Consider the following 26,301-nt stretch of genomic DNA (forward strand, 5'->3'; position numbering starts at 1 on the left):
GCCCTCGACAAGACCGGAAAATACGGCAGAATAACCAGCGTCATGGTGGCTCACTTTTCAGCCCGCGAAATGGCTCACTTTTCGACCATCGCTGACAGACAGGTACCTAAATTTTTCAGATCATTTGCACGACTTCGTTGACGCTGCGGAAGAAAGCTTTGCAGCAGATGGGCGCCTGGACACTTCATTTGTACGAAGTGAGTGGGCCAAGCACATGGGTGAGCTTCCAAATGAGACCGTTGCTATGAGAATTGCCCAGGTTCATTTCCAGCGTCTGGTCGACGTACTAGCAACTTCCTGACTCACACGGGGCTCCCGAGGGGAACCGGCTGCGGGACAGTCCGGACGCAGCGGACTGTCCTTACCTTGATGCGGTGAAGCATCAGGCGGCAGGCCGAAGCGCGGATACGACTGCAACAATCTTTGGGCCGTAAAGCCGGTCCATCTTTTGCTGGATCCTTCCGTCGTCGTAAATGACCGTCAAAAAGACATAGCCGTTATCGACCAGTGCAGAAAGCACTGTCCGATCACCGGATCTTGACAGATCGTTGCCGATTTTCCTCAATTGATCCGGTGTACCAGCGCCTCGATGTACCGCATCCCGACGTGGGTCGCGTGGCCATTGAGCAAATTCATTGCGTCCGAGGTGCCGTGGCGGTGTCTGCCCCAGGGTGAAGGTTTTGCCGTCCCACGTCCCCTGCACCAGGTAATCTCCGTGCGTTACGGACCCTACAGTTTCCGATCCGTTGACCGAGTCCCAGTTCCAGCCGCGGATGACGGGGCCGCTGCACCTTGGTGGGTCGGACGCCGCAATGTTGCCCAGGCAGAATACGGGCTCTGCGGGTCGCCGTTGAAGCACCGTTCCTTGGCCCATAAGTTCCCCGGGGACTGAGGACTTCGTCGCGCTGTCTCTGATGGTAGGACGGTCGCCTGGTTGCGCGGTGGCGGTACAGCCAGCAAGCACGACGGCGAGGCCGCCGAGTAACGCGCTTCGGGCGATTCCGCGTCTCCTCATGCCTAAAGTATCGCTCTTGGGTTCCTGCGGAACCACGGGGAATTACGGATCAACCCCGGAGAACCTCCCCCCTTGAATCGGGCGCTTCAGCCACATGAGATAGCGGCTTCGCGGGCTTTGTGAGGAAGCCTAACTGGAACAGATTTGCTCTGTTGCTTTGCCAAACACCCGTAGGACAAAGTGCGGGCTAGCTGTACCCTCTGAGCATGAAAGGGACTGGGCAATTCAAAAGCCAGCCGAAGCGCCGGCTGACCCGGGCAGGCTTCTGGAGCACGCTCGTTCTTTGGACCATGACGTTCCTGGGCATTCTATTGATCGCCGTTGAGAGGCTTTCCAGACTGGGATTGGATCTCGTCGGGTACGTGTTGCTGTCTCTCCTGATAGCTCTTCTCCTTGTGCTCGCCTATCTTCTGCTAGTTGCGCATCGGGACAGTCACACGTGGGACGAGGAAGAGGCACGACGCAAGGAATGGGACCGCAGGGGCAGGGCGCTATAAGTGTGGGATGCGTCGCGTGAACAGGCGAATGTTTCCTTGGTAGTTTGGGGAACGTCTATCGGGCGTTCTTTGGCGAGAGGTTGAAAAACTACCTCGCTCATCAGGGACGGTTCTTGCTGTCGTCCTCTTCGCCCTCGTACCGGTACTCCTCTGGAAGCTTTCTGAGCTCTCTAATCGACAGGAATAGCGCAATAGCGCCGAAAGCTACTATGGCTGCGGCAATTAGGACATGGTCTCGCGTCGGCCCCCGCAGTAGGAGAATGGGCCCCACGATCATCGCAATCACACCTAGGACGATCTGAGTCCACCAGTAGATCCTGGAACGCCTCTCCTGTGGGTGAGTCCAAGACTTGATGCTTATTCGCTTTCGCCAGCAAATCCTGTGATCGTGCCGCCAGCGTAGCAGTGGCACACTTCGAGCACACGAGTAGGAGCTTGAAAATCCTCTATCTAGAGGAACGGCAACCGGAATGGTGCTGATGGACCAGGCCAATCGAAGCCCGTCACTCGAGCGCAACGGTCAAGCTCACAGAAAGCACCAACTTTCAGGGGATCTAGTCAGAATCCGGATACTCAGTCACGAAGCCGTCATTCCATTGTTCAAAATCCAACTCTTGCGGGTTTATCTCCAATTCACCCACCGCCTCCGGGTCCTGCCCGTGAACGGCATCAAGGGCCTCTTGAGCGAGTTGCTCGCTGGAGAAGAAACCTAGGAAGCGAGTGGAGTTTCCCAATTCGATCTCGTCGTCGTCCTGAACTCGATATAGGCCAAAAACAAGGGTCACCGGGTCACTCCCAAATCTCGATTGGATTGGTCAATAGGCTGTCCAGCTCGATCCGGTGGATCGCGAAGCCGTCCGGGGCATCGCTGAACCCTTCAAGCGTCGCGTGCCTCCTCAAGGAGTCTGCAGCCTTCTCTTCCGAACTGAAGACGCCTATAAATTTTGTGCTCCGGCCCGCGAATAGGTCGGGATGGATTCGGGTGTGCAGCAGAAGGAACACAGGCTCAGCGAGTCGCGTCATTAGTTCCCCTGATAATCCCTTGCGCAGTTAGTAGTTCGAAGCCTACCGGCAAGGCATCTGTACTGGTTGTGGTGCGACGACGAGTTAGAGTACTTCGATTCGCTGCCACACCAGCGACGAAAACGAGTCCACATTGAGCAACGCTTTACGGGCCGGCTTTCGACTCGACCGACAAAAGCCGACTTTCGGGCCGCTATTCTTCGGGAAAGGATCGGACGATCTCGGGCGGGAATGCTTCGAGCAGTTTCTTCCGGAGCTTTTTGCCGGCCTTCCACTCGTCCATGTTGAGATCGCTGCTTCTGCCTCGTTGGTCCATCAGGGAGATGCAGCCGCAGCTGCGGTCACCGACGACGGCGATGTCGGCCAAGATGATCGTCTTCGCTTTGCCGGAGGTCTGGGTCATCAGTCGTGTTGGGGTAAGTGTCAACGTCGTGGGGGAGGACTTGTGTCGCCACGTCGGATGCTCAGCGTCGCCTTCTGCTGTCGGCTGATGATTTTTGGCTTCGCTGTTCCGCCGCCAAATTTCATAATGATCCATCGCAAGCCCCAGGCTTTCGGCCTCTTTTTTGGAAAGCTTCACCGACTTATCGAAGGCGACGATCAGCGAACCGATGCTGGTTCTCAGGATCTTTGTGAGTTCGGCGGTGCTGATGGCTGTCGCCCGGTCGAGGAGTTCCTGCCGGTCCCGACTGCGCCGTCCGAGCAGGGTGTCGATTGCCAGTTGGTCCAGGTAGTCCTGGGGAACGTATTCGTCCCATCCCAATTCGGCTGTCAGTGCGTGCCGTGCTGACTGTGCTGCATCCTCACTGAACCCTGCATCTACGATGCCGCGCAGGGTGTTTACGCCTTCCCTGAGAGCCGGGATGGTGTTCTGCCGGACCGGATCAAGGATGAGATCGAGTTGGCTCTGGTCGTTATCGATAGCGGTGGTGAAGTTCTCTATGGAATAGATGATTCCGGCTGCGTGCCGAAGCCGGGTCAGGAGTTCGTATCGCAGTGCTTCGCAGAGGAGATCGGCATCGTGTGATGGCACCAGAAGAGACAGCGCGACGCCCTGTTTCCGGGACCTGACCAGTGTCGGAGCCGTGATGAGCGGTGGATCCTGATGATGGCTAACGGCCTTCCCCGTGGGAAGACGGATGTCCAAGGCGGAGGGCACCGGGCCTGTGAAGGTGAGGGCCGCATTGGCGGCGGTGAGCCAGCGGCAGGCCCATTCGGTGGTTTCCGCTTTGGTCAGACCGGCGGTGGCCGGTGCCCCGAATTGTGCGGCGCCCACGCCGCTGGGCCCGTATCGGTAGGTCAGCAGGCCGGGGGAGACGGCACTGAACTTGTGCGGGTCCTCGGTCTCGAGGACGGACTTTTCAAGGGCGATAACGTCATCTGTTACGGCTTTGAATGCTGATACGGCGGCCGCGATGGCATTGAGGAAACCGGCGACATCCTCTGGCCGGCCCAAGGCGTAGAACTGGAGTGAGTCGGTGGTGACGGTACCGCCGTGCACCACCGTTACGGGCTGCACCATGCGCAAAAGAACGTGCTCAACCAGATGAGTGATCCCGGCCTGCGTTGGTGGTTCATCACGCATTCCGACGCCGAATATCAACGTGCCAGTGCAGAGGCCTTCGCGGTCCAGCCAGAAGGAGGTAATCCCATTGTGGGAGGTCGTGTTTACCGTCTGCATCATGGGGGACAGTCTTGCAGATCGAGCCGCTCGGTTGAGTGCCAGATGCGACGGCGGATAGGTGCGGCTGGGAAGCGGTTCACCATCCGCGTGGGGAACGATTAGCGAAGCGAATCACTGCGGGCGCGAGGGGATTACTCTTCACGGGAACCTGACTGGTTCATCCCTTGTCCGCGTCTCCTTTGTCAGTCACATCAAGAATCGGGCTGCTATCGGATCTTCTTTTCGAGGTCAGCTCCTGGCGATACCCTTCGACCTTTGTGGCGTAATCACCGCCCCATCCAACGGCGAAATAAGCACCCAAGCCTACTGAAAGCATGAGCAATGCGGTGCCGCCGGCTTCGGGTCCACCTATCCAGCCCGCCACTACGGAGATAAGCAGGACCGCCAGGACAACAAGAAGAACCTTTCCCGCCTTCCTCATGTCACAACTCCGAACTAGGTCATCCAGTTTGGCTCCTTGGTGCGAGCGTACCGACGAGTCGCCTTGTGGACCATACCTTCCCAGCTGACCTGCTAGCGGATAAACGGGCTAACGATCTGCGGCTATCAAGCCAAGGCGTCGTAAGAGGTGTCCCATATAGAGCGTCCGTATCGCCCCGTAAGCCGGTCGATCACCGTGCTGCAAGAAGGCAGCCAACGCAGCGCGCAAGGGATGGCTCACCGGGCCATCCCTTGAAGCCGTTTTGATACTGACCGGCAGGGAACTGTCGGGCGTAGTTTCCTGCCGGTCAGTACCGTTGGATCGTCCTTAGCTGTTACTAGACCAATGAGTAGGACTGTTGAGGTCGGAGGGTAGACGTGTGTTGGCGTCCCCTTCAGCGGCGTTGAGCTGCGCCTGTGTCAGGTAGAGGGTTTCGGACAGATCGGCCCCCTGGAGACGGGCGTCTCGGAGGTCTGCGCCGAGCAGGTCAGCACCTGAGAGGTCGCTGCCTCGCAGGTCCGTAGCTATGAGATAGGCACCTCGAAGGTCCGCACCCCATAGCAATCTGGACGTCATCTTCTTGCCCATAAGGTCTGCTCCGGGGACTAGTGCAGCATCCAGGTGATCATCACCAGTTGCTAGGTATGAGAACCTCACTTCCTCGCTTACACCTATCAGCACGGATCGAACCCGAGCGTGCATGTCGCCGAGGTCTAGGGATAGGACCTGTCGCGTATCGCCCAGCGCCTCTTCGATAATCATTCTGAGCTGATCGGCTTGGTGCGAGGTATCCGGGTCGAACGTCCTGTTGGTGGCCTCTGTCAGGTACCAGAGCATTTCGTGGAGTTGCCGGACGATTTTAAACGCCGGGAACATGTCCTTCGCTGTTGCTGGCGCGGCTTTCCAGCTGATTCCCCGGAAGAGGTTCTGGGAGACGTTCTGGCCAGCTCCGAAGCAGTCAAAGACGGTGCATCCTCGGAAGCCTCGCGGGCGCAGGCTGTCGTGGATGGTGCAGGAGAAGTCGGAGGCAAGATTCTGGCAGGGACTTCCTGCTGGTTTGTCGATGGCAAAGTCCGTGGTGCGGGAAAAGCCTAAGGCGGTGCAGCAGAGCGCGAAGCAGTTGCCGCAATCAGGGCGCAGTGACTCCCGGTCGATGGCGGGTGAGGGCGCGGTGGAGTCGTTCGAAGTAAAGGGCATGGGGTCTTCTCTGGATGAGTACGGTGAGGGGTCGGGTGCCAGGGAACTCGCGAGGGAGTCCCCTTTTGAGGGCGCACGGGATCACCGCTTCCAGTGGAAGCGAGCAGGAACCGCTGCATCGACTCTGTGTCACAGAGAAAGTAAGAATGTCACTGCAGCCAAACGTAGCATCACGTCTTACCTATCCGTAAGCCGGTGGCCAGCCCGGGCGCTTCGTCTCTTCGGGGAACGTCAATCGGGCGTTCTTCGGTGGGAGGTTGAAAAACTACCTCGGGCCCGGCATTTTCGCTACTCTGTGGATATGAGTGGGGACAAGGAGGTGTCGGCAAGGCGGAGGGTTACCGACTTTCTTGGCCTGACGGACAGCCCCCGCATCCGCGCCAAGATTATTGCTAATTCGACCCCCACTGAACTGCTAATCCGGGCAGTAGTCGCTTCCGCTTTGGTGGTCATCTTTACCGTCGTCATTTTCGTTGAGCGAGACCGAGGCTTCGTGTGGTTTCTAATTGCGGACTTGGGCTTCGCCTGTGCCGCAGCTTTCTCATGGGTTCGCTGGGTCCGATACCGGAAGCTCTAGGCGTACAACTGTGGAACCCTGACCGGGCGTTTATCTTGTTCTCGCTGAGAACAAGATGACAGGCAGCTGGCAGAGGTCTCCTAGTTTCTAGTCGAAGCACCTGCTGCAAGAGGTTCTCCCTCGAGGTCTATTCGTGCCTGCTGCTTCATCTGTAGTCTCATCTCAGTATCAGACGGGCAGAACCTTTGGGTGTCCGCGAGCTGCAGGAGGCATCGCATGTCGACGACGGCACTGGCGGGACTGGCCTGGATGCTTCTGGGTTTTGCTGCTCTTGGTTTGGGCCGGCTGACTGAGGGTCTAGCTGCCAGAACATACGTGCGGAGTCATCCGGACGGCGATGTCGACAGGTACATCCGCGGCAAAAAGCGCTTCCTGCACGTGTGGACGGTGGCCCTCATCATCGTCGGAACGGCTGTCCTGATTTATGGTCTGACCGGCGGGGAGCTAAGGGGGGACGGGAACCCTGCTGAAGGAATGTCCAGACCAACAGAGACACTGGTAATTGCCGCTACATCCCTGGTTGCTGGAATGCTAATGATCTTGTTCCGCGATAGATTCGCCCGCTCCACCACCGACATACTGCGCGACTTCAAGACTGACCTACCCGCCGAGAAAGTTAGACGGATAGGCAAGATTGCGATGGCCGCGTTCGGACTCGTGGTCATTGTGATCGGCATTGTCATCGGTTCACGTGCCTTCTAGTACCGCACGGCGTCGATGGCATCTGTCTCTACGTGGGGAACCTCAACCGGGCCCTGTTCTTTGATCTACTCCGCGAAGGGGAAGCCGGACTAGTCGGATCGCTGAGCCGCAGCACCTCTATCGGGACTAGTCCGACCCTTTCGATCAGGAACCAGTAACCGATAGACAACACGAAGTCCTCAGCGGTCATCAGGCAACTTTGATCTAAGTTCTTCTGCACGGGAAACGAGGGCCTGACGCTGGTCTCGGGTGAATCTTCTGACCTGCAGGTCGAGGACTGCCCGGCTGCCCAACTTTCCCACACCCAACAGTTGACCCACGCGACGGATTGCTTCGTCCACGTCTTCTGAATCGTCAATCACCTGGAAGACCTCGTCGCGCCGATCCATCGCCCGCACCAGAGCCTCGAGGATCATTAACTCGTTCCTCGTCTGCCGCTCATCCTCATCCATGCGGCGATTCTTGCACGACTTAGGTCACTGGGCATTGCGCCCAGTTGAGGATCGCCGAAGGAACCCCTAATGGGGTTAAGCGAGCGGGTATGGCTTCTAGCCCTGCCATTCAGGTTTTGAGCTAAGTAGAGCAAGCGTGTGAGCAAGCTGCTCCACCTTGCGGTCCGATACGGAGACGCCCCAGTCACGATGAATGTAGCGTGCCACCCGTGCTGCGACATCTGTTGGAGGCAGCCCATTAACCAGCCAGGACATGGCCAAGTCCGCCTCCGTGTCATATTCGTGTTCAGGGAAAGAGACACCCCCGAATCCCAGGCCAGCCGGGTCGGTGTCAACGAAGATGCGCCGTACCGCCCGGCGTCGCTGCTTGTCCTGTTGATTCATATCGGAAGCCTCCTTAGGCGCACTACCAGAGCCCCAGAATAATGTTCCCGACGGATTTATCTCTTGACTAAGGAACCTTAAACGGGAGGCACGTTCCCAAACGCCTGGGAGTGTAGACAGTAGCTACTTCTCTGGATAGCTTCAGGTCATGGGCATGCTTTCGCGGCCAGTGAAGAAGCTGGCAGTCATGGCGGTGAGCGCCGTAATGGCACTGGCGGCGGCAGGCTGCACTTCGGAGCCGCCCGCACCGTCCACATCGGAAAGTGCGTCACTGCCTGGAAATATCCCGGCCGATCTCTGGAACCAGGGCACTCCGGACCCTCTTCGGCCAGTGGGTCTGGCTGGGAACATAACGCCAACGGAACCGCTGCTCGCCACGTCCTATAACGAGGGCACCGACACCATCGGTGACTGGCGGCTCATGGACATTAACGACGACCGCACGAAGCTGGTGATCCAGTACGAGCAAGGGACACCATGCGCGACCGCCAAGGGAATCCTCACAGCCGAAACTTCCACTGCAGTCGCCCTTGTTCCCCTCTATCAGAACGGGCCTGCGACGCCGTGTAACGCATCCGGCTATACGCCTGTGGGCACCGTTACCCTGGATGAGCCGCTGGGCGACCGAGAGCTGCTGCACCTTGCCGACCACGGAACCATGCAGAGCCCGACGCCCGCACCCTCCCGCTGAACACTTGCGCCAGCACGGGGCCCCTCGATTCCACCCTGGCCCTGAGCGAAGAGGACCCCTCTACAGTGGTCCCCTAATCCTCCTAAAGAGCGGTCTCCAGAGCTAACCATTCCCGGGACAGTGCGCCCCTAAACGGCGGGCCAAATACGTTTTAGACTCGGGCCACCGTCGGAAAGCCTGCGGCGACCATGCAACAGAAACTCAGGAAGAGTGGAATCATCATGAGTTTGTGTGTCCTATTGAATGGCTCAACCCTGGTCGGTGGGTGTTTCGCCATGTAGACAACGGTGGGTGCAGCCAGAAACACGGCAAGCACAATCAATAACCGTGACAACGGACTGCCAAACATTAGAAGGCTCGAAGCGACGAGGAACCCAGAAGTCAGAAAGAGTGAAATCCACACGACTTTGTCTTCTCTGCCATAGGGTTCGCCCTTGCGATGCGGGTGTTTCGCCATGTAGATGAGGGCAGGCAGGCTCGATAAAAGGGAGAGAAGACTCAATAGGCTCGCCAACTGCTGCATGCCACACTCCTATCCAGCAGTAGCAATTATCCCGCAGGGCATACAAAAAGCTCAATCCGCCTGCGGGCCATGCAACGAGCTGCCACCTTTGCTCCCTGGTCACGAGCGGAGTACGAGCGCTGATCGGAGCCTACGTCCGTATCGCCGATTTGTCATCGGAATCATCTCCTCGCCCACAATCCGTAGCGCGAACCGGTTACGGCACACTCACGATGCCTTCATCTCCGTCGTCTGCGGTTGTATGCTCCGAACGTGTCGGAGGGTCAGAAGCGACTCGAGCCTCGGATGACACGGGGCAGTTTCCGTTTTCAACTGTTCATGTGGATCTTGCTTTCCGTAAATCCCATCTCGCAGCTTGTGGCCAGATCGGATGAACCTTGGGACGGGTTCCATTTCCTAATGGTGGCACTCTTGGTTCTTTGCGCAGCCGGGCTCGCATATCTGTTTTATGTGCGCCATCGCGACGGACATTTCTGGGATGAGGAAGAAGCTCGGCGGGCGGACTGGGATCGTCGGGGCAGACAGCTTTAGCCGGGACACAAAGGATCCGGAGCCGAACCTACCGAGACACAGATGGTTCAATGATGGTCTCGCGAAACGGCATCCGCAGCCGCGCTGTCTCTTTCGGCCTTCTTGGCGGCAATGATGCCGTCTCGTGTCGCCGCCCGGATCACCCCATAGAGAACGTAAAAGAAGATGGCCGGAAAAACGACCAGCAGGACAATCTCCATGATTCTTCCCCCAAAGATTTAGTTGCCCGGGATGACCTTGCAACCCTACTTCAGGGCAAGGTGCGCGACGTGGTTGGGTCCCCAGGCGAACCCTAAACCGGACGTGTGTGGAAGGTGAATGGGCTTCTGCTCCCGGTACGTGTGGATGCTCTATGAGAGGAGCACCGGGAATGCCATACTTCGGGAAGAGACGGTTGCAGATGATGGATTTGTGCCTGTTTGGAACTGGTTCGCATGGAGGATGAACGTGGAGCGCCGGTGCTTAGGACGAGACTTGTTGATTGGAGCATTAGCTTGCTCGGCCCTCGTCCTCAACGCTTGTGACGCTTCCGCACCCCCCACGACGGGCACCGAAGCACCACCCCAGAACATAAGTAGTACCGGACCTTCAGCGCCGGAAGCCGGTGCCATAGGAACTTGGGAGCTCCTCAATCTAGCAAAGGTCACCTCGGACTCCACCACCCTTCAGATAGGCGTGCAGCGCCTGGGTTGCGCAAATGGCGAAACCGTGACCGTGCTTGATCCCATTGTGCAGATCGAACAGGAACGGATCCTCATCCGGGCCGATGTCAAACCTCTATCACCAGGTGCCCGAGGTTGCCAGGGGAATAACACCGTGCCCGTGACCGTCGAATTGAGTCAGCCGATCGGGAAACGCGAACTCGTCGATGCAGCATGCTTGCAAAGCCGCGCAGCCAGAACAGCGGAATGCACAGACAACGGTGTGCGTTGGCGCCCGTGATCCACGAAATCACCTTGGTCCGCCCGAGGACAGCCCGCACCCGGAACGCTCGCTGGCATGGCGACCACCAAGGGCGTTTACGGTCATGCTTGGACCACCGGAGTAACGATGACACTCCCTGTCGAGCGGTTCACGCCCCATAGAAGCACAGAGCCGTCATCTCTCCGGACAGCGATGGTTCGTTTGACCTCCAGGATGTCTATGTCTCGGGGGTACTCGTACCCTGTTTGGGTGCTGAACTCTGCTGCGAATCTGCGGTTGATGAGAGGTCGAAGTGTTTTCTGCTTACGAGATGCGTAGAAGGCGAACCCGCCTGCGAGGACAACTCCGGTGCCCATAATCACCAGGCTGGTTTCACGCGAGACTTCTGTATCTCCAAAAAGCAGGACGCCCCACAAGATCCAGAAGAGTAAGAAGAGGAGCCTCCATGCAATATCCAGCGTTTTGTATTTCCGCAGCTCAGGTAATTCGATCCTGAGCGCGCTCGAGTCATCGTCCATGGACGTCCCGCGATTCCGGCGTGCTCAACGAACCTGGCTTTCTGAAGTAGTTCACCCTGCTCCAAGGATCCCGTGGATTTAGAACGAGAATAACCATCTGCGTTTTGCTGGCTCTTCCCTGCGACATGGGCAAAGCCTATTACGGCTCTCCAACAGTGAGAAGCCATTCAGCCCTTCACATTCCGGTACCAGCGTCCCACCAGGGCGCGTCCCGTTTTCATCACCGAATTCGTCCCACTAGAGGGTAGTCCGGGAATCGTCCCGAAAGAGGGTCGATGGATGGGCGCACCTCCTTGAATTCTCCGCCGGGTGAGGGGCTGACATCCGGATGCCCCGTATACGCTGCCCGATTTACCGCCCGGTGAAGGTCCCTCAACTGGCGCACTAGGCCGTCTCATAACCCTTTGGTTGTGAGACAGATGCGAGCGTTGCGGGGGCGCGGAACGACACGCCCGCCCCCACGCGCTGACACCCCCTATTTGGACCACTTTGAGATTCTCCTGTCTTCACCTGGCCATTGTGCGACAGCGAAATAGAACAGTTCCCAGGGCCAAGGCATAGGCTGCCGGCTCCTTCGCCGCCGGGCGGGGTTCTTTTAGCCGGGACGACAGGGGGAGATGTCTGGACACCAACCCTGACACAGGGGACCGGGGGCACTTGGCGGCTCTTAGAGAAGCCAGGACTGGGATGCGCAGACGACTTTTGACATTCTGTGCAGTTAGCTTCTGAAAATGACACCCTTCCCGTGCTGCAGACGGGCAAGAAATGGCATCCATAACCCTCCAAAGTCCCCTAAAAAGCCCGGAAATAAGCGGTTAAACCTCTATTCATTCAGTTGAATGATTGCTAGAATTGAAGTAGCAAGTCAGCCAGACGAACGAAACTCATTTGATACGAAACCAGGTGCTGAAAATGACTGCTTCACCCACCGCTTACACGGTCTACACCAAGCCCGAATGCCCGAACTGCGAGAAGACGAAGGACTACTTCGACGCCAAGGGCATCACCTACACGGCCGTGGACATCACCGAAGTGCCGGCAGCGCTGGAGTACATCACCGCCGAACTCGGATACTCCCAGGCGCCGGTCGTGGTGAACAACTCCGATGACCAGGACCACTGGTCCGGCCTGCGCCGCGACAAGCTCGTCGCCGCCGCCATAAACCACGCAGCAGCTCTTACCCGCAGCAATTAAATCCGCCAGAACGAAACTAAGAGAACAGGATGAAACCAATGTCAGGCGAAACCACCATCACCGTGGTCGGCAACCTCACCAACGACCCGGAGCTGCGCTTCACCCCCGGTTCCCGTGAGTTCGGAAAAACCGAAGGTACTTCCGTCGTGAACTTTACGATAGCTTCGACGCCTCGTGTGTTCGATTCGGCTTCTAAAAAGTGGAGAGACGGGGATACCTTGTTCCTTCGCGCGACGGCCTGGCGGGAGATGGCCGAGCACGCCGCAGCGTCCCTGGCCAAAGGATCCCGCGTGGTCGCCACAGGCGTGCTGAAGCCCCGTACCTACGAGACGAAAGCGGGGGAGAAACGCACCGTGCTCGAGCTCGAGGTCGAGGAGATCGGCCTGTCCCTTAAATACATGGCCATCCCCAGCGAACCCAAGGAAATCGAATCCGCAAAAAGCGAGGCGCCGTCCGACGTGGACACGGAGGCTGTGGCAGAGGCGGGGGCGGGCCGCATGGACCGCCGGAAACGTGAGTTCACCATCAGCCCCCGCCTCTACGCCAATGAGGACGTCTGGTTCGGCAAGTACGCCAATCCGAGCGGCACCATCACCACCGGCGCCGCGGAGGACGAGCCGGCCTTCTAACCCGGCTGTCGGTGGTCGCGGCTAGTGTTGGCCGTGAACCACCGGCAGCACTACCCTTCGAACAACACCCGTTCCGGCCACTCCACCGCAAAGGCTCACACCATGACCCACGACGACGAACTCCGGGCCTGGGCCAAAGGCTCCTACACCCTCGAGGCAGCGACGGAGCTGCTGCTGCGCGCGTTCGGCGGCCGGTACGCCCGGCCCGGGCAGCCCTGGGTACGCCAGGAAAACGGCGATCAGAATGTGTGGATCGACTTCGCCGCCATCCCGGAGCACCTGGACGGGCTCTCCGGCGGTGAGCGAAGGTTCCTGCTGCTGGCCGCCTCCCTCGCCGAAGATGTCCCGGTCGCCCTTGGCGACGTCATCCCCGGACTGGACCGGGGCAATCTTGATCTCGTGCTGGCTGCCATCGCCCACGCCGGCGGCAGTCACCAGCACTCCGGCATCCGCACCAACGATGACGGAAGCATGGTCTTGAAACCCGGCTATCTGGACAGCCTCCACCCCTGGCCACGGATGCTGCATGCCGTCTAAAAAAATTGCCGCCTTCACCCCGTATTTCACCGAGGAGCAGGCCGGCCAGGTCCGGGCAGCGTTCCTCGCCACCGGCGCCCTCGAAGGGGACGCCAGCGTCTCCGACTTCATCGTCCGCGCGACAATGCGCGAAGTGAAACGCCTGCAACGCAAACACCACCAAGGCCGCGCATGGGAACCCGCACCGGCAGGGGCCCTGCGGCGCGGGCAACGCACCATGGATGAGATCCGCCAACGCGACACCAAGGACAACTGACCCATGCCCAGAAAAACTACCGGACCGTCGTCTGCGCCGACCCCTGGAGTATCGGTCTGCGGGCCGCAGATAGTATGACCCGGTGACTGACGAAACGCGCCCCCACCGCTTCCTCACCATTGAGCAGGCAGCAGAAGAGCTGAACGTGAAGGCCAGCCTCATCCGAGGGCTCATCAAGACTGGGGAGCTTCGAGCCCTGCAGGTTGGCTCCCGCGGTATGTGGCGGGTCGGGCGCCAGGACGTCGAAGACTATATCGCCGATGCCTACCGGCGGACAGCTGAACGGATTGCCGCCGGCGACCTCGAAGATGAAGGGCAGTCGGATTCCGAGTCTCTGGGACAGCACAAGCCCCCGCTGTAATCGGACACCAGGGCCTCCCCAGAGCAGGACTGGTCACTAGCCGGTTTGATCGGTCGGACAGCTGACCGGCACCATGTGTGCCCCGATCCTCACAGGGACCGCGAAAAGAGCTAGGAACGACGGAGCGGCGTCCTAAGACAAACAGTTCTTACACCGGTTACCGAGGCAATATAACCGTGGAATCAGGCGGGTCCGGGAAGACGACCTGGCAGCGTACATTGACGCGTCTTTCGCGAAGACGGCTGAGCGTATCGCCGCCGGTCAGATCAGCGAAGGCGATACACCCGCTGAGGACTGACACCGGAACCGAGAAACGTACCGAAGGCCGCACCCGTACGGGTGCCGGCCTTAAGCGTTGTCGAGTCCCGTCGTGATGGTGTGAATCCTTCTCCTGCGTTCGCTGCCACTGCCTGGATCAACGCGGGCTTCCTGAAGGTGGTGGTGACTCAGTGCCGTCCTGCAGCTTGTGGCTGTCACCGCCCTGCAAAGCCCGGGGAGCACCCCTGCGTCTTGGAGGCCGGCCACGTGCTCTGGCTCCTGGGTGTGCCGGATCTCTGGCCGCACGCTGGTTTGCGGGTCGTCCCTGCTGAAAGAAACGCGGCCGTGGCGGCGGGGGAGACGGCCACCTGCGTCTTTGATCATGGGGAACCGTCCCCGGTTCTTACGGGCCGCTTTTTACGAGGTGTCTGCGCACGCCACCGCTTGGCTTTGCGATGCTTCCAGCTATACACAAAGAAGGACCGGAGTGTTCCCGGTCCTTCTTTGTGTGTAGCTGCTTATTGGGTGCCTGCCGCAAGCCACTTGTGTGTTTCAAGGCGGCGTTGGTTGCGGGGGTTACTGTTCGCTGAAGGAGGTGCCGGCGTTCTGGTCGGACCCCTGTTCCGGTCCGGCCGACCGCTTGGTGTTGCGACGGCGCTTTACCGCCGACGGTTCGAGGCCAAGTTTCTTCAGTTCCTCTGCGCTCCATCCATCGCGTGTGGCTTGTACATAGGCGCGCTTGTCGTCGCGTTCGGCAGCAACAAGTTGATCCCTCAACTCGGTGATTCGCTGGCGGCTCCGGACCAGGGCAGTGACGGATTCAATGCGGGAGTCCAGCAGCGCGCGGGCTTGGTTTCGTGTCTGTTCAATGTCGAGGTGAGCCATGGATCCAGCCTATCGATCATCCCGAGGCCGGCTCCGCCGGACTCGCCCATTCTGACATTACGTTTGCATGGTGGCCGGTGGATCTTCTGCCAGAAGGTCAGCGTTCCGGGGATCGTTGAACCAGTCCCGCAGGTAGTCGTCGGAATAGCTGACGGTCCGTGCTGTGAACTGGAAGTATTCGGGGCCGATGCCGCGCTGCCGCCACTGCCGCAGCTTCGTCGCGGGGACTCCGTATTGCCTGGCCACTGTGGTAGGTGAGATGAGAGCCAAAACTGTACCTTTCGCTAACCCTATGCCGCGTTCCTTTCGGCACGCTTGCCGAAACTTGGCCGGTGAAGGAATTGGCCAGTCGGAGTGGCCGGACCGTGGAATACCGGAGCGCAGCGGAGGATATGCCGCGAAAGCCGGCTGCGGAGACTTGCCAAGGAAGGACCGGGCAGTAGCCTCAACCAGCCGAAACGGAACGACGCAGTCGTTGTGAACAAGTCAGACGCGCAGCGTCCTGCAGGGCAGTCCCCTGGAACCACCCCGAGCGCCGAATACAGGCGCAGGTGATTTGTCGGAGCAAGCTAGACGGTTATGTGCCATAACCCGCGTGTTGATCCACGGCCTGCGGTCTTGGATGCGGCACACTCGTGAGTGTGGCCCGGAGTTTCCGGGGCGCTGCGCTGGGCATTGGGGGAGGGGCCGGGATGACTGATGAGCGGACGTCGCCGCGCCGGTTTTCCCGCCGCCGCCGGGCAAACATTGACGGGGCGACCCAGTACGTGCGGGTGTCGATGTCGGAGTTCGAGCGGGCGCAGTTGAAGGTCCTGGAGGAACGGACCGGGCGCAGTCCGTCGGAGATTTTGGTCAGCGCTGCCCTGTATGCGGAGAACTCGGAGTCGCTGGCTGAGCGGCGTGCGATGGCCGTGGAGTTCATCGCGGCACGCCGCTACCTTGCTGCCCTGTCGAACAACGTCAACCAGCTGGCCCGGCACGCGAACGCCACGGATGAATTCCCGGAAGCTGCCCGCACCGTGTTCACGCGGGTGCGTGCGGTCGCGGACCGGATCAATTCGATGCTGGATTTGATGGTGCGCTGATGATTCCTAACATCACCAAGGGCACCCGCATGTACGGGCTCATCGCGTACCTTGCCGGTCCCGGCCGCGCGAACGAACACACCGACCCGCATCTGGTTGCCGGCTCACCGTCGATCATGGCCTGGCACAACGACGATGAACTGAACGCGGATGCCGCCCAGGCCATTGCCAAGGAACTGGACCGGGCCAGAAGCGTCCTGGGTGTTGAGATTCCCGGTGGGCATGTCTGGCACTGCTCGCTGTCGCTGCGCGCCGAGGAAGGCGACCTGACCGACGCGCGGTGGGCTGATATTGCGCAGGACTTCATGGACGAGATGGGGTTCACCGAAGCGAGCGGACGAGCGCCGGCGCAGTGGGTGGCGATCCGTCACGGCCACAGCAAAGCCGGGAACGACCACATCCACATCGCTGCGTCCATGGTCCGCGAAGACGGCACGAAGTGGAGCAGCTGGCGTGACTTCCCCCGCGCACAACAGGCCGCCCGCGGGCTTGAGAAAAAGTACGGCCTGGAAGAACTTTCGCCCACGCATTCCACCCGTGGCCTGCGGCCCGGTGAACGTGAAGCGTCCGAACGGCGGGGAGCGCCGGAACCGGAACGCCGGTCCCTCGAACGCAAAGTCCGCGCCTGCGCGACCTCGGCCCAGGACGAGGCCGAATTCATTCGACGCCTCCGCCGTACCGGTGCCCTGGTCAGGCCCCGCTATGCGTCCGGACGCGACGACGTCGTGGTCGGCTACAGCGTGGCCGAACGACCCCCGAAAGGCGGCCGGCCTGTCTGGTTCGGCGGCGGCCACCTCGCCAAAGACCTCGCCCTGCCCAAACTCCGCGCCGAATGGCACGACACCCCGCAAGGTGCCACCGATGCCGTCGCCGAATGGCAGGCAGCCGCACGCGGCCGGCGCCCGGTCACGATCGGCCGCGAAGCGCACGAACCGGACCCGCAACTGTGGCAGCAGTACAGCGACGAAATTGCCCGGCTCCGCGAAACGCTGCGCTCCGTCCCCCTGGACGATCACGCAACCTGGGCGCACGTTGCACGCGAGACATCCGGTGCCTTCGCAGCCTGGTCCACGGCAACCGAGGCAACGCCCGGCCCACTCGCAGCAGCAGCGGACGAGCTGTCCAAGACGGCACAACTGCGGCGGTACCCGGTGGTCCGCCCCATCCGCAGCGCCGGACCGTCCGCCCGGGGAGCCTCCCTCATGCTCATGGCAGCCTCGATGGACGGCACCGGAACCGCTTCCCAGGCAATCATGCTCCGCCAGCTGCTCAACGTCGCCAAGGCCATCCACGACATGCACAAGGCATCAAATGACCTGCGCAGGGCACGACAGATCAGCCACATGGTCAAGCACCAACTGAGCCAGGTCGCTGCCGCACTGCCACCCGTCCCTACGACCACGTCCACGACCGATGCCGAAGCGGCCGCAGCCGTCCGAGCTAGTACAGCCGGTCAGGCTTCGGTCCGGTCCGCTGGCTCCGTGCTGCCGCCGAAATACGTGCAAGCCCGTACCCACGCGAACACCGGAAGCGGAACGACCCGCCCGGGCATTGAGAGATAACACCAACGAGGGGGAACCATGAACGAATCTGACGGCATTGAAGAAGCAATCGAGGGGATCTCGCGGGTTGGGCTGACCGGCGCAGGCCGGCTCGGTGAGCAGGTGGCCAGGGCACGCGAGCAGGAGCTGCGCCGCGCCCAAGCGGCCGAGGAACAACAGGCCCGTGAGCTGCAGGCCCGGTTCGACGCGGAGCGGGCAGCAGCCCGCGCCCAGCTCGCACCGGTCATGGACAACCGGTGGTGGGACACGGCCAGCGGCCGCGACATCGAAAGGGTCCATGAGGCGGCCACCGCGTGGAAAGATCACGACCCGGCGGCGCGCGACGCGGCCGAGGTCATCCGCGACCAGGTGCAGCGCCGTTACGGTTTGGACGTGGACAACCTCGGTACCGATGATGCGTCGGTGGCGAAGGCCCTGGTGAAGGCTGAACAGGACCGCGAACAGGCGGAACAGGAACGCCGGGCCGGCCGGGACGAGAACGCCCATGCTGTGCAGCTGCTGGCCGAGGCCGACCGGGAAGACCGGGATCGCCAGCAGGACGCAGACGAGGAGAACCAGCGCCCCGAGGCACTGGCAGAACAGGCTGGCCTTAGGCACGACTCAGCCGAGCGCCGGCAGGCACTGGCTGCCAGTCTGGAAAGCGTCGCCGACCGGGAGGCCGTACAGGCACGACTCAGCGCCGACCAGGACCAGGCGACCCCGCCCACCGCCGCGGTCACCAAGGCGCCAGGACGGAACCCGAAGGCCCGCAAGACGCGTGGCGCCAACGGCCAGACGAAGCTTCTACAAAAAGGCATTAGCCGGTAAAAGTGGGGCCGCACTCTAAAGCCAGCCTCATCCGAGTCTCATCAAACTGCGGAGCTTCGCGCGATTCAGGTGGGGGGTGGCGCCCGGAGGCTGTGGCGCATCGGTATCCAAGAGCCCGTGATGCTTCGACGCGCTGTATAAGGCTGGCACGGGCCTCACGTTGTGCAAGTGCTTGCCCAGATACAGTCTCCCCGCGTTAAAGGGATCAGCTGCCATGCGGCAGTCCTTTGCTAGGGGTGTTCCGGAGTGGTGTGCTGGATAGTGCACTTCTGGCCCCCGGGAAAGCCTTCTTAGTCTCTTTCCTCGAGACTCGAAACTCAGGCTCTCGTCCACGCGCTATCGCTAGGGCAGCAGGCGGCTGAAGGAAGGAGAACGAAACCGGCCAAATGGGCCGCTAAGGTCACGCGCCGCGGTCATGGGACGAATACTGGTAGGTAGGATCAAACGCATGCCCGATGCCCGTGACCTCGCCCTCCCGGCTAGCTACGCCGAACTCCTCCGTGAACTCAAGAACCAGGTTAGAGCAGCCCGGACTAATGCGCTGCGGACCGTCAACACGCAACTCATTGCACTGAACTGGTCCATCGGGAAGACCATCCTGGAGCGCCAAGCATCTGAAGGGTGGGGGAGCGGGGTCATCGGGAGACTGGCTGAAGACCTGCGTGCAGAGTTCCAGGACATGAAGGGCCTGTCCCGGTCGAACCTGCAGTACATGCGCAGCTTCGCCGAGGCGTGGCCGGCTTTCGACCCAAATGTCCCACAGGCTGTGGGACATTTGCCGTGGGGCCATATCCGGATCATTCTCGATAAGCGCCTCACGCCGGATGCACGGGACTGGTACGCCGCCGCCGCCGTTCAGCACGGTTGGTCCCGCGATGTGCTCATGAACATGATCATGAACAAGACCCTGGAACGCAGTGGGGCGGCGCCGTCCAACTTTGTGCAAAGGCTTGTTGCACCAGATTCCGAACTCGCCCAACAGGTAGCCAAAGACCCCTACAACTTCGAATTCCTCGGCCTCTCCGGCGAAGTCGCCGAACGAGACCTTGAAAACGCACTGACCAGCCGGATCACCGAAACCCTCCGCGAGCTCGGCCCTGGCTTCGCCTTCGTCGGCCGCCAAGTCCACTTCGACGTAGACGGAGACGACTTCTTTGTAGACTTGCTCTTCTTCCACATCGAACAGTCCCGTTACGTAGTCATCGAGCTAAAAACCGGCAAGTTCCAACCGGAATATGCAGGCAAACTGAACTTCTACGTCGCCTTGGTAGATGACGTTCTTCGCCGGGAGCATCACAACGAAACCGTCGGCATCCTGATCTGTGGAACGAAGAACGACCGCAGCGTCAGATACAGCCTCGGACGCTCCACATCGCCCATGGCCGTCGCCGCCTACACCTACGACAAACTCCCCAAAGAGGAGCAACGGGCTCTCCCAGATGAAAACCACCTAACCGCCGCCTTGGAATGGGCCGAAACCCTCGACCAATAGGCCAGGCCAAGGGCGGAGGAACACAGCCGAAATCAGGCACTTGTAAAGGCCGCACAGCGTTTCCGCCCTGTCGGGACTACCTTTGAGATTCACCGAACTCACCACGGTGCAAGGAACTGGGGCATCAGCAAGACCTTCCCGAAACGCCACGCAGCAGCCCCACGGGGGAGGGGAGTTATCGGAAGACTGGCCGAAAACCCTGCCGGTTAACTCCCACTGATTAATGGCCCGTGTGCCAACGCTTAGCCGGCGGCTTGGCCGGCTTTCGACCCAAATGTCCCACGGGATGTGGGACAACAGCCTTGCTCCACCCGAAAGCAGCGGTGCCCGGTACGGTCCAGCGCTTTCGATGAAGGATGGCTATGGAACGTACTGAACGTGATCAGCAAGACGTATACGGGAAGAAATGTGAGTTGCGAATCTCCCTCATAAGGTCTAATCAAAGGAGAATTTGCAGCCATGACAGGCAGGGATTGTGAACGCCATTCCACTGATAAAATCAAGCTATGTCACGCAAAACAGTAGTTATTCTCGAAGATGATCTCGACGGCAGTAAAGCCAGTGAGACCGTGCAATTTTCCCTAGACGGCGTTGAATATGAGATTGATCTTAACGAAGAACACGCCAATGAACTCCGCCAGGCCGTCAGTCGGTTTGCCGATGCAGCACGCAAGACCTCGGGTGGGCGCGGCCGGTCGGCCACTCGGAGACCCCCAGCAGGTAACAGCGATGCCAAAGCTATCCGGCAGTGGGCCCTGGATAAAGGGCTCAAAGTTAACGCCCGTGGTCGGATCCAAGCGGACATCGTCGAGCAGTACCAGGCTGCTCACTAACAAACACCTGCGGGATTCAGTCTCCCCAGTTGGGCGTTCCAGACAATAGATAAACCGTAAATCGCTTGGCACACCCGGAGGATGGTTTACTCGATAATGGCCCGGCCGGCCTCGGGAGTTGGTTCAAGGTCAAACCTCTCGTCATGGCCTGTTAGCGGAAACCTCATCACGCCGCATTCTGGTGCACTCGTGCAAGGAGGAACTTATTAGTAGCCGAGGCGTCTGCAGACGCATTGTTAATTTTTATCCGCAGGGCAGGAACGGTGGTCAGAGGGCAGGATAGGTTGGGTCGCCCCGCAATATGAATCGTCCTCTGCAAACCGCCCCGAGATTCACAAGATTCACCGACATTCATAAGCAGTGCTGTGCAGAACCCTTTCCGCCCCACCGCAGGTGTCACTCCTCCCTACTACGGAGAGCGCTCGAGGGTTCGCCAACGGCCTGCGGCTCGGTTCAGGCACGCCGGGGCTTCTCATGGCGTCAGATTGAATGGCGATCTGCAGCAGGGCTGGCCACGCATCTATGTCTCGGAACGCTAGGGATATGAGACGTCTCAGCCCTTGGCTGAGGGCGGTCGTGACTAAGCTGGTGAGGTCGCTTTAGGCGTGTCGAGGTAAAACGAGCTTGATATTTTCCGGAGTGGTCCGGCGATAGCCGGGATCAGTTCATGGTAGACAGAGCAGACCATGAACACTGGGGGACGTTGTGATGGAACCGGTTAGATTTATTGATCCGTTTGAGGTTGAGGAACGGGCTTCGGTGGCGCCTGTCCCGAAACCAGCCCCCGCCCCTGGTCCTCCCGCCGGACCGCCGACGGCCGCTCTTCTCTTTTCTGCCCAGGGTCGTGAACGCGAAGTGCAACGACTCATCCACGATCTCGCCATCCTGGCGACCGGGCAGCAGCATCCGCCGGGCGAGTAGGCCCCGGGCAGTTGGGTTCGAAGTGCGATGGATGATCCCCGGACGATAGGTCTTCTCGTGGCGTTTCTGGGCACGTTCACGGTAGCGGCGCTGATGTTCCTGCTCTATGTCACTGCTCTTTGCGTCTTGCTCGCTCTGGCGGGGACAGGCCAACTGCTCACCTGGGTCTTCAGGGCCAGCAAGCCGGCATATGGAGCAGGAAGGGCAGAGCGCCCGCTGGCCGTCACGCAAGAGGGACGACACTACCGCGCGGCGGGAGCTGGAAGCAACAAGATCAGATAGACGCTTCGCTTCGATTGCCCGTCATTGTGGGGTCGGCGAGGGCGCCCATTGGGACGTTGTACTGAAAAGCCCCGTTGGCTGCGGCATCCAGCCCTTCCCAGAACGCTAAACGAACGCTCAACGGCGACCACGGCCTGCCCATCGACGACACCCCACACAATTCAGGGTGTTGCACTCACCACCTGAACTCGCCGGGTGTTTACAGCGTTAGTTATGCGACACGTCAGGACCCGGACGGTGTGCGGAAGCAGGGAACAGCAGCGCGAGTTCATTGCTCAGGGCATCGATGTCCAGGTTTTCAGGGTCAAAGTCCTGCCATGGCCCGACCGTCCAAGCAACCCACGCGCTTAGGCCGTCGTGCTCGTCGTGGCTGGGGTCGGCGAGGGCGTCGAGCACGTCGTGGTAGCCGCCGATGCCGCCGGAATCCTCCAACGGCGCCCGCCGTGCTCCGTCCAGCAGCCGCGCCCTTGGGGCGGTGGCTGGCTTGGGGATGCTGTCGATTACGTCGAAGCGGTGGATCCACGAGTCTCCGAAGTCATATTCGTAGAACAGGGGACCTGACTCGGAGGTGAGGACCTCGCCCAGGGTCCAGGCGGTCTCTGGCAGGTCACCGTCGTTACCGTTTGGAGGATGTCATGGATCCTGTCCAGCGTCAGGGAAGAATCGATTTCAAGGACCCGCTAGATCAACGGCTCGCTACCCACGATCGACACTCTTACCCGCAGCAACCTCGACCCATTCTTGACTTCCTCCGTGCGTACCGTCACAGCACTATCCTGCCAGTCCACGCACGGGGGAGCGGTCGGCCAGCGTTCCGGATGCCGCCCGGGTTCCTGAGGCCACGGCCGCTTCCACCCGAAACATCCTCAGCAATTTCAGGTTGGGTTCTAGGAGCCTGTTGATCTCCTGTCAGATAAGCAGAAAACCGATCCTATTCTTACGGCTTCAGGCCCAGTCTCCTGACGTCAGGTTGGGGTGTAGTTCAACCGGACGTGAACCTGCCACTCGGACATTCTGAAGAGAGTGCTGCCGGTTTGCCGGGCGGATGCGCGCCGTATCGGTGAACGGCTTGCCGACGGTAGCGGCTATAGCCGCCTCTCATCGCTTATTGGGTTTGCCTGCCCTCTTAGGAGGGGCAGACACCCGTTACGATGGCCGGAGCATCAGATCAGGAGCGGGAGCGGGTGGATTCTGAACGCCGGTCGATTTTTACGTCGAAGTCCAAGTCGGAGGCGTTTCCTACGAGCCCGCGGAGCAGGTACGCGCGGAGCGCGGCGTTTGTGGTCGTGTGTGAGGCGGGGAGGGCTTCGCCACTGAGCAGTGCGTACGAGTCGCTAATGTGGAACACGGACAGGAAGCAGTCCTTGAGGTTAGCTGTCTCCAGGCTCAAAACGGTGTTGCGGAAGCTGCCCTGCGCACCGTTTTTGGGCACCGCCGTCATGGAAAATGTCACTGCCTTGGCCATGAACCGATCCTCTGCTCCCGGCCCAATTTATTGCCTCGGGCCACCCCCGAAAGGGTAGTTCCTTGCGTCAGGCCAAAGTAAGCCTTACCGGGCAGTAAGTTTGGCTGGATGAGATCAATTAGGCACCTTTCCCACTCGCACGCCAGGCCTCCGAGCAGCAGCCAAGCCCGCATTCGCTCGTGAGAGTGACGCTTGGGTCCTCGTTCAAGTCTGCGGGTGATGGCCTTGATGGTTGTCTCGAGTTTCCGGGCCACCCGTCGTTTGTTGTAAAACAGGGCTGCGCCACGGGCGCCCCGGTAGTTGATGGCATCGAACGGGCGCGTGCCGGTGTTGAGGAACGCGGCGAAAGCCTCGCCCGAGGGATTTTGTAACGCCTTCTGCAGATGACACCGAACCGCGGTAGGGCATTGGGAGAGCAGCTGTGATGCCGTGCCCGTCAGCTCAGGAGCCATCATGTCTCGTCTGGCCGCGCCGGGGAATATTGGGTGGGGCAATACTGTCGTTCTGATTAAACCGGGAGGTGACGGCCTGCTGCACATCAGGGCGCCCTCGATCGAAAGGAGGTAGTTATGGCAGCGATGGTAGCGGTGGGTTATGACGGTTCCGAACACTCTCAGCTCGCGCTGAAGTGGGCCGCGGACTTCGCGACTGCTTCCGGGGCCCGGCTGCGGGTGGTTCATGCGTGGATCTGGCCGCTTTTCACTCAGGATGTTGGACCGGTAGAGGGCGTAGCGGACAGCGGTCTGCGCCACGCCGCTGAGGTCATTGTCAAAGAGGGGTGCGATATCGCTGCAGAGATTTCACCGGACGTGAAGGTGGGTGCCCGCATGGTTGCCGGCCTGCCCGGGGTGATCCTGCGGCAGGAGTCCCTCGATGCCAGCCTGCTTGTCGTTGGCAGCCGCGGGCTGGGGAGTTTCCTCGGGAAACTGGTCGGTTCGGTATCCCTTGACCTGGCCGGAGGATGCCCTTGCCCCCTCGTCGTGGTGCGGGCGCAGCGGGAGGAAGGCAGGCCGGTGGTGGCCTGCGTGGACGGGCACCTGCGCAGCAGCAAGGTTCTGGAGCAGTCGATCCGTGTAGCGCAAACGCTCCAGACCGAACTGCGGATCGTTCATGTGGAGCATGCCGGGCCGCGGTGGAAGCCCCACCGTACGTCACAGTCGCACAGCCGCGACGTACTGCGAAACGCCATGCTCTGGGCGCAGGAGATGGACCCCAACCTGGCCGTGACGGAACAGCTTCTGACTGGACAATCCGTGATCGGCGCCTTGATCGCTGCCGGGGGAGAGGCGGAACTGTTAGTCTTGGGCGCTCATGGGCGAGAGGGGCACCCGGGAACACTTACAACCGTTCTGGCGCATGCTCGCTGCAACGTCATGATCGCCAGGTGACACTGGATGAGCGTCAGGACAGCAAGCCCGGGAAAGCGCAGGCAGGCCATGACGTGCGGATGGACCTGAGTGCTGTTGCCCAGGAAATGAGCTGGTCCCGGGCATCTTCTGCTGCCTGTCTGGGGGTGAAGGTAGTGACGTTTTTGAAGTCTGCGGCGAAGGAGAACGCCGTGGCGCTAACATCGGCCTTCTGCAGTTCATCGGCGATCGGGCAGGTTTTTGGGCGGAGCGTGATTGTTCCATTCCGCATAATAGGAAATCCAATGTGTTCTTCAGGACCCGGGCACGGAGTGGTTGCATTCGGCCGTGACAAAGACGATGGAGCGGTCAAAACGGCCGGGGCGCAGCAGGACCGGGTCCAGAACGTCCGGCCTGTTGGTGGCCGCGAGGACTCCTTCGTGTGCTTCTTGGGCTTTCTTCGGGCCTGCCCGGTGGCCTCATGCCGGAAACAGCCAGGCGCTCATCATCTCGCCGCTGGCGGGGGGCCCTGCCAGAAACCGCAAGGGCGGTCGTTCATTTCGTGTCGGCAACCGCCGTGGAGACCTTAACATTGCAGCCTTCCGGCCCTATCTTAATGGTGCTGGAAATTCTTAATGGTGCTGGAAATGCGATCCCCGGTCCCCGTATCCGTCGTAGGGGCCGGGCAGTAAACAAGGGGGTGGCAACGATGAACAGCATTATCCGTCGGGCAGGTTCTGACATCACCGAACAGTGGCGCCGTTTCCTTGAAGGGGACCTGGGGTCCTGGTTGCGGGTGGAGGAATACCGCGAGGACGGGACCTTGGTGGTCAAGGCCGAGGTACCGGGCATCGATCCTGCAAAGGACGTCGACATCACCTTGGTCGGGAATGAACTGCAGATCGAGGTCCGTCATGAGGAAAAGAGCGAGCACAAGGATAAGCGCGGATACCGTTCGGAATTCCGGTACGGCACCTTTTCGCGGACCGTAACGGTTCCCGGGCCCGTGGACGAGAAAGACATCCGGGCTTCCTATGACGACGGGGTCCTTGAAGTTCGCATACCCGTTCCCGATGATGCCCAGGCAGCGGCCCGGAAGATACCGATCACCCGCGGTACTGGAACCGGGGCCACAGGTTCCGGCACCGGAACGGAGGCGTCTACGGCGCAAACGTAGACGCCCAAACTCCGGGCGGAGCAGCAGGCAGGGCAGAACCGCGACCTGCCCTGCCTTGCTGTCGGTAAAGCT

30 protein-coding genes and 1 pseudogene are annotated in these 26,301 nt (G+C 60.3%); 15 read left to right on the forward strand and 16 right to left on the reverse strand.

The features are described from left to right. Nucleotides 1-1,221 precede the first annotated feature (1,221 nt). Nucleotides 1,222-1,512, forward strand: coding sequence for a hypothetical protein (locus AC5RWD_RS20635; protein WP_494021800.1), 291 nt, complete (start codon nt 1,222-1,224; stop codon nt 1,510-1,512). 554 nt (nt 1,513-2,066) lie between these two features. Here the strand turns inward: AC5RWD_RS20635 and AC5RWD_RS20640 are convergent. From AC5RWD_RS20640 to AC5RWD_RS20660, 5 genes are all read right to left on the reverse strand, one after another. Continuing rightward, nucleotides 2,067-2,297, reverse strand: coding sequence for a hypothetical protein (locus AC5RWD_RS20640; RefSeq protein WP_494021801.1), 231 nt, complete (start codon nt 2,295-2,297; stop codon nt 2,067-2,069). Between the two features lie 4 nt (nt 2,298-2,301). Beyond that, nucleotides 2,302-2,535 carry a DUF7336 domain-containing protein gene (locus tag AC5RWD_RS20645; protein ID WP_494021802.1) on the reverse strand — a complete coding sequence of 78 codons (234 nt, stop codon included), beginning with the start codon at nt 2,533-2,535 and terminating at the stop codon, nt 2,302-2,304. Nucleotides 2,536-2,728: 193 nt separating this feature from the next. Beyond that, entirely contained in the window at nt 2,729-4,219 is a 1,491-nt protein-coding gene (locus AC5RWD_RS20650) for a peptidase M16 family protein (protein ID WP_494021803.1), read from the reverse strand. Between the two features lie 157 nt (nt 4,220-4,376). After that, the gene (locus AC5RWD_RS20655) at nt 4,377-4,640 is read right to left on the reverse strand and encodes a hypothetical protein (protein WP_494021804.1); all 264 of its coding nucleotides are present in this window, start codon (nt 4,638-4,640) and stop codon (nt 4,377-4,379) included. 327 nt (nt 4,641-4,967) lie between these two features. Beyond that, nucleotides 4,968-5,837 (reverse strand): pentapeptide repeat-containing protein, encoded by an 870-nt coding sequence (locus AC5RWD_RS20660; RefSeq protein ID WP_494021805.1) that lies wholly within the window; start codon nt 5,835-5,837, stop codon nt 4,968-4,970. 793 nt (nt 5,838-6,630) lie between these two features. Here AC5RWD_RS20660 and AC5RWD_RS20665 point away from each other — a divergent pair. Next, nucleotides 6,631-7,116: a hypothetical protein gene (locus AC5RWD_RS20665; RefSeq protein ID WP_494021806.1), complete on the forward strand. Its 486-nt coding sequence runs from the start codon at nt 6,631-6,633 to the stop codon at nt 7,114-7,116. Nucleotides 7,117-7,295: 179 nt separating this feature from the next. Here the strand turns inward: AC5RWD_RS20665 and AC5RWD_RS20670 are convergent, their stop codons facing one another. Together AC5RWD_RS20670 and AC5RWD_RS20675 are read right to left on the reverse strand one after the other, a co-directional pair. Continuing rightward, on the reverse strand, nt 7,296-7,568 hold the full coding sequence (locus AC5RWD_RS20670; RefSeq protein WP_494021807.1) for a DNA gyrase subunit A: 273 nt from the start codon (nt 7,566-7,568) through the stop codon (nt 7,296-7,298). A 96-nt stretch (nt 7,569-7,664) separates the two neighbouring features. Next, nucleotides 7,665-7,952 (reverse strand): hypothetical protein, encoded by a 288-nt coding sequence (locus AC5RWD_RS20675; protein WP_494021808.1) that lies wholly within the window; start codon nt 7,950-7,952, stop codon nt 7,665-7,667. Between the two features lie 148 nt (nt 7,953-8,100). Between AC5RWD_RS20675 and AC5RWD_RS20680 the strand changes: the two genes are divergently transcribed. Beyond that, nucleotides 8,101-8,643, forward strand: a complete 543-nt coding sequence (locus AC5RWD_RS20680; protein WP_494021809.1) for a hypothetical protein — start codon at nt 8,101-8,103, stop codon at nt 8,641-8,643. Nucleotides 8,644-8,794: 151 nt separating this feature from the next. On the opposite strand, the gene AC5RWD_RS20685 is transcribed toward AC5RWD_RS20680, so the two are convergent. The 3 genes from AC5RWD_RS20685 to AC5RWD_RS20695 all read right to left on the reverse strand — a co-directional run bounded on the left by AC5RWD_RS20685 (nt 8,795) and on the right by AC5RWD_RS20695 (nt 11,139). After that, nucleotides 8,795-9,166 carry a hypothetical protein gene (locus AC5RWD_RS20685; protein WP_494021810.1) on the reverse strand — a complete coding sequence of 124 codons (372 nt, stop codon included), beginning with the start codon at nt 9,164-9,166 and terminating at the stop codon, nt 8,795-8,797. Nucleotides 9,167-9,744: 578 nt separating this feature from the next. Further along, entirely contained in the window at nt 9,745-9,897 is a 153-nt protein-coding gene (locus AC5RWD_RS20690) for a hypothetical protein (RefSeq protein WP_494021811.1), read from the reverse strand. Between the two features lie 825 nt (nt 9,898-10,722). After that, nucleotides 10,723-11,139 carry a hypothetical protein gene (locus tag AC5RWD_RS20695; RefSeq protein ID WP_494021812.1) on the reverse strand — a complete coding sequence of 139 codons (417 nt, stop codon included), beginning with the start codon at nt 11,137-11,139 and terminating at the stop codon, nt 10,723-10,725. A gap of 912 nt (nt 11,140-12,051) precedes the next feature. Here AC5RWD_RS20695 and AC5RWD_RS20700 point away from each other — a divergent pair. The 5 genes from AC5RWD_RS20700 to AC5RWD_RS20720 all read left to right on the forward strand — a co-directional run bounded on the left by AC5RWD_RS20700 (nt 12,052) and on the right by AC5RWD_RS20720 (nt 14,116). Next, the gene (locus AC5RWD_RS20700; RefSeq protein ID WP_494021813.1) at nt 12,052-12,333 is read left to right on the forward strand and encodes a glutaredoxin family protein; all 282 of its coding nucleotides are present in this window, start codon (nt 12,052-12,054) and stop codon (nt 12,331-12,333) included. Nucleotides 12,334-12,371: 38 nt separating this feature from the next. After that, nucleotides 12,372-12,962 carry a single-stranded DNA-binding protein gene (gene ssb, locus AC5RWD_RS20705; protein WP_494021814.1) on the forward strand — a complete coding sequence of 197 codons (591 nt, stop codon included), beginning with the start codon at nt 12,372-12,374 and terminating at the stop codon, nt 12,960-12,962. 102 nt (nt 12,963-13,064) lie between these two features. Next, nucleotides 13,065-13,499, forward strand: a complete 435-nt coding sequence (locus AC5RWD_RS20710) for a hypothetical protein (protein WP_494021815.1) — start codon at nt 13,065-13,067, stop codon at nt 13,497-13,499. Beyond that, nucleotides 13,489-13,755, forward strand: coding sequence for a ParB family protein (locus tag AC5RWD_RS20715; RefSeq protein WP_494021816.1), 267 nt, complete (start codon nt 13,489-13,491; stop codon nt 13,753-13,755). The genes AC5RWD_RS20710 and AC5RWD_RS20715 overlap by 11 nt, the downstream gene beginning before the upstream one ends. 82 nt (nt 13,756-13,837) lie before the next feature. Continuing rightward, nucleotides 13,838-14,116 carry a helix-turn-helix domain-containing protein gene (locus AC5RWD_RS20720; protein WP_494021817.1) on the forward strand — a complete coding sequence of 93 codons (279 nt, stop codon included), beginning with the start codon at nt 13,838-13,840 and terminating at the stop codon, nt 14,114-14,116. Between the two features lie 834 nt (nt 14,117-14,950). On the opposite strand, the gene AC5RWD_RS20725 is transcribed toward AC5RWD_RS20720, so the two are convergent. After that, nucleotides 14,951-15,259 (reverse strand): hypothetical protein, encoded by a 309-nt coding sequence (locus tag AC5RWD_RS20725; RefSeq protein ID WP_494021818.1) that lies wholly within the window; start codon nt 15,257-15,259, stop codon nt 14,951-14,953. Nucleotides 15,260-15,316: 57 nt separating this feature from the next. Beyond that, nucleotides 15,317-15,505 (reverse strand): hypothetical protein, encoded by a 189-nt coding sequence (locus AC5RWD_RS20730; protein WP_494021819.1) that lies wholly within the window; start codon nt 15,503-15,505, stop codon nt 15,317-15,319. Between the two features lie 446 nt (nt 15,506-15,951). On the opposite strand from AC5RWD_RS20730, the gene mobC reads away from it, so the two are divergent. The 5 genes from mobC (at nt 15,952) to AC5RWD_RS20755 (ending at nt 21,038) form a co-directional block, all read left to right on the forward strand. Beyond that, nucleotides 15,952-16,344 (forward strand): plasmid mobilization relaxosome protein MobC, encoded by a 393-nt coding sequence (gene mobC / locus AC5RWD_RS20735; protein ID WP_494021820.1) that lies wholly within the window; start codon nt 15,952-15,954, stop codon nt 16,342-16,344. After that, nucleotides 16,344-17,906, forward strand: coding sequence for a relaxase/mobilization nuclease domain-containing protein (locus AC5RWD_RS20740; RefSeq protein ID WP_494021821.1), 1,563 nt, complete (start codon nt 16,344-16,346; stop codon nt 17,904-17,906). Before mobC ends, AC5RWD_RS20740 begins: the two co-directional genes overlap by 1 nt. An 18-nt stretch (nt 17,907-17,924) precedes the next feature. Beyond that, a complete protein-coding gene (locus AC5RWD_RS20745; RefSeq protein ID WP_494021822.1) occupies nt 17,925-18,713 on the forward strand; it encodes a hypothetical protein in 789 nt (262 codons plus the stop codon). 448 nt (nt 18,714-19,161) lie between these two features. Continuing rightward, nucleotides 19,162-20,205, forward strand: coding sequence for a PDDEXK nuclease domain-containing protein (locus tag AC5RWD_RS20750; protein ID WP_494021823.1), 1,044 nt, complete (start codon nt 19,162-19,164; stop codon nt 20,203-20,205). A 506-nt stretch (nt 20,206-20,711) separates the two neighbouring features. Next, entirely contained in the window at nt 20,712-21,038 is a 327-nt protein-coding gene (locus tag AC5RWD_RS20755) for a histone-like nucleoid-structuring protein Lsr2 (RefSeq protein WP_494021824.1), read from the forward strand. A 1,410-nt stretch (nt 21,039-22,448) separates the two neighbouring features. On the opposite strand, the gene AC5RWD_RS20760 is transcribed toward AC5RWD_RS20755, so the two are convergent. Continuing rightward, nucleotides 22,449-22,847 (reverse strand): plasmid pRiA4b ORF-3 family protein, encoded by a 399-nt coding sequence (locus AC5RWD_RS20760; protein WP_494021838.1) that lies wholly within the window; start codon nt 22,845-22,847, stop codon nt 22,449-22,451. A 562-nt stretch (nt 22,848-23,409) separates the two neighbouring features. After that, on the reverse strand, nt 23,410-23,706 hold the full coding sequence (locus AC5RWD_RS20765) for a hypothetical protein (protein WP_494021825.1): 297 nt from the start codon (nt 23,704-23,706) through the stop codon (nt 23,410-23,412). A gap of 569 nt (nt 23,707-24,275) precedes the next feature. Here AC5RWD_RS20765 and AC5RWD_RS20770 point away from each other — a divergent pair. Further along, nucleotides 24,276-25,094: a universal stress protein gene (locus AC5RWD_RS20770; RefSeq protein ID WP_494021826.1), complete on the forward strand. Its 819-nt coding sequence runs from the start codon at nt 24,276-24,278 to the stop codon at nt 25,092-25,094. A 13-nt stretch (nt 25,095-25,107) separates the two neighbouring features. On the opposite strand, the gene AC5RWD_RS20775 is transcribed toward AC5RWD_RS20770, so the two are convergent. Then, nucleotides 25,108-25,344, reverse strand: coding sequence for a hypothetical protein (locus AC5RWD_RS20775; protein ID WP_494021827.1), 237 nt, complete (start codon nt 25,342-25,344; stop codon nt 25,108-25,110). A 67-nt stretch (nt 25,345-25,411) separates the two neighbouring features. Further along, nucleotides 25,412-25,486: pseudogene (locus tag AC5RWD_RS20780) on the reverse strand (AAA family ATPase); the annotation flags it as partial. Between the two features lie 275 nt (nt 25,487-25,761). Between AC5RWD_RS20780 and AC5RWD_RS20785 the strand changes: the two are divergent. Beyond that, entirely contained in the window at nt 25,762-26,229 is a 468-nt protein-coding gene (locus tag AC5RWD_RS20785) for an Hsp20/alpha crystallin family protein (RefSeq protein WP_353710630.1), read from the forward strand. Nucleotides 26,230-26,301: the final 72 nt, after the last annotated feature.

The sequence above is a fragment of the Arthrobacter sp. CMU6 genome, from assembly GCF_059090205.1.

Coding starts and splice junctions, on each gene's coding strand:
- AC5RWD_RS20635 (WP_494021800.1), top strand. CDS start 1,222: ATGAAAGGGACTGGGCAATTCAAAAGCCAGCCGAAGCGCCGGCTGACC.
- AC5RWD_RS20645 (WP_494021802.1), bottom strand. CDS start 2,535: ATGACGCGACTCGCTGAGCCTGTGTTCCTTCTGCTGCACACCCGAATC.
- AC5RWD_RS20650 (WP_494021803.1), bottom strand. CDS start 4,219: ATGATGCAGACGGTAAACACGACCTCCCACAATGGGATTACCTCCTTC.
- AC5RWD_RS20655 (WP_494021804.1), bottom strand. CDS start 4,640: ATGAGGAAGGCGGGAAAGGTTCTTCTTGTTGTCCTGGCGGTCCTGCTT.
- AC5RWD_RS20660 (WP_494021805.1), bottom strand. CDS start 5,837: ATGCCCTTTACTTCGAACGACTCCACCGCGCCCTCACCCGCCATCGAC.
- AC5RWD_RS20665 (WP_494021806.1), top strand. CDS start 6,631: ATGTCGACGACGGCACTGGCGGGACTGGCCTGGATGCTTCTGGGTTTT.
- AC5RWD_RS20670 (WP_494021807.1), bottom strand. CDS start 7,568: ATGGATGAGGATGAGCGGCAGACGAGGAACGAGTTAATGATCCTCGAG.
- AC5RWD_RS20675 (WP_494021808.1), bottom strand. CDS start 7,952: ATGAATCAACAGGACAAGCAGCGACGCCGGGCGGTACGGCGCATCTTC.
- AC5RWD_RS20680 (WP_494021809.1), top strand. CDS start 8,101: ATGGGCATGCTTTCGCGGCCAGTGAAGAAGCTGGCAGTCATGGCGGTG.
- AC5RWD_RS20685 (WP_494021810.1), bottom strand. CDS start 9,166: ATGCAGCAGTTGGCGAGCCTATTGAGTCTTCTCTCCCTTTTATCGAGC.
- AC5RWD_RS20690 (WP_494021811.1), bottom strand. CDS start 9,897: ATGGAGATTGTCCTGCTGGTCGTTTTTCCGGCCATCTTCTTTTACGTT.
- AC5RWD_RS20695 (WP_494021812.1), bottom strand. CDS start 11,139: ATGGACGATGACTCGAGCGCGCTCAGGATCGAATTACCTGAGCTGCGG.
- AC5RWD_RS20700 (WP_494021813.1), top strand. CDS start 12,052: ATGACTGCTTCACCCACCGCTTACACGGTCTACACCAAGCCCGAATGC.
- ssb (WP_494021814.1), top strand. CDS start 12,372: ATGTCAGGCGAAACCACCATCACCGTGGTCGGCAACCTCACCAACGAC.
- AC5RWD_RS20710 (WP_494021815.1), top strand. CDS start 13,065: ATGACCCACGACGACGAACTCCGGGCCTGGGCCAAAGGCTCCTACACC.
- AC5RWD_RS20715 (WP_494021816.1), top strand. CDS start 13,489: ATGCCGTCTAAAAAAATTGCCGCCTTCACCCCGTATTTCACCGAGGAG.
- AC5RWD_RS20725 (WP_494021818.1), bottom strand. CDS start 15,259: ATGGCTCACCTCGACATTGAACAGACACGAAACCAAGCCCGCGCGCTG.
- mobC (WP_494021820.1), top strand. CDS start 15,952: ATGACTGATGAGCGGACGTCGCCGCGCCGGTTTTCCCGCCGCCGCCGG.
- AC5RWD_RS20740 (WP_494021821.1), top strand. CDS start 16,344: ATGATTCCTAACATCACCAAGGGCACCCGCATGTACGGGCTCATCGCG.
- AC5RWD_RS20745 (WP_494021822.1), top strand. CDS start 17,925: ATGAACGAATCTGACGGCATTGAAGAAGCAATCGAGGGGATCTCGCGG.
- AC5RWD_RS20750 (WP_494021823.1), top strand. CDS start 19,162: ATGCCCGATGCCCGTGACCTCGCCCTCCCGGCTAGCTACGCCGAACTC.
- AC5RWD_RS20755 (WP_494021824.1), top strand. CDS start 20,712: ATGTCACGCAAAACAGTAGTTATTCTCGAAGATGATCTCGACGGCAGT.
- AC5RWD_RS20765 (WP_494021825.1), bottom strand. CDS start 23,706: ATGGCCAAGGCAGTGACATTTTCCATGACGGCGGTGCCCAAAAACGGT.
- AC5RWD_RS20770 (WP_494021826.1), top strand. CDS start 24,276: ATGGCAGCGATGGTAGCGGTGGGTTATGACGGTTCCGAACACTCTCAG.
- AC5RWD_RS20775 (WP_494021827.1), bottom strand. CDS start 25,344: ATGCGGAATGGAACAATCACGCTCCGCCCAAAAACCTGCCCGATCGCC.
- AC5RWD_RS20785 (WP_353710630.1), top strand. CDS start 25,762: ATGAACAGCATTATCCGTCGGGCAGGTTCTGACATCACCGAACAGTGG.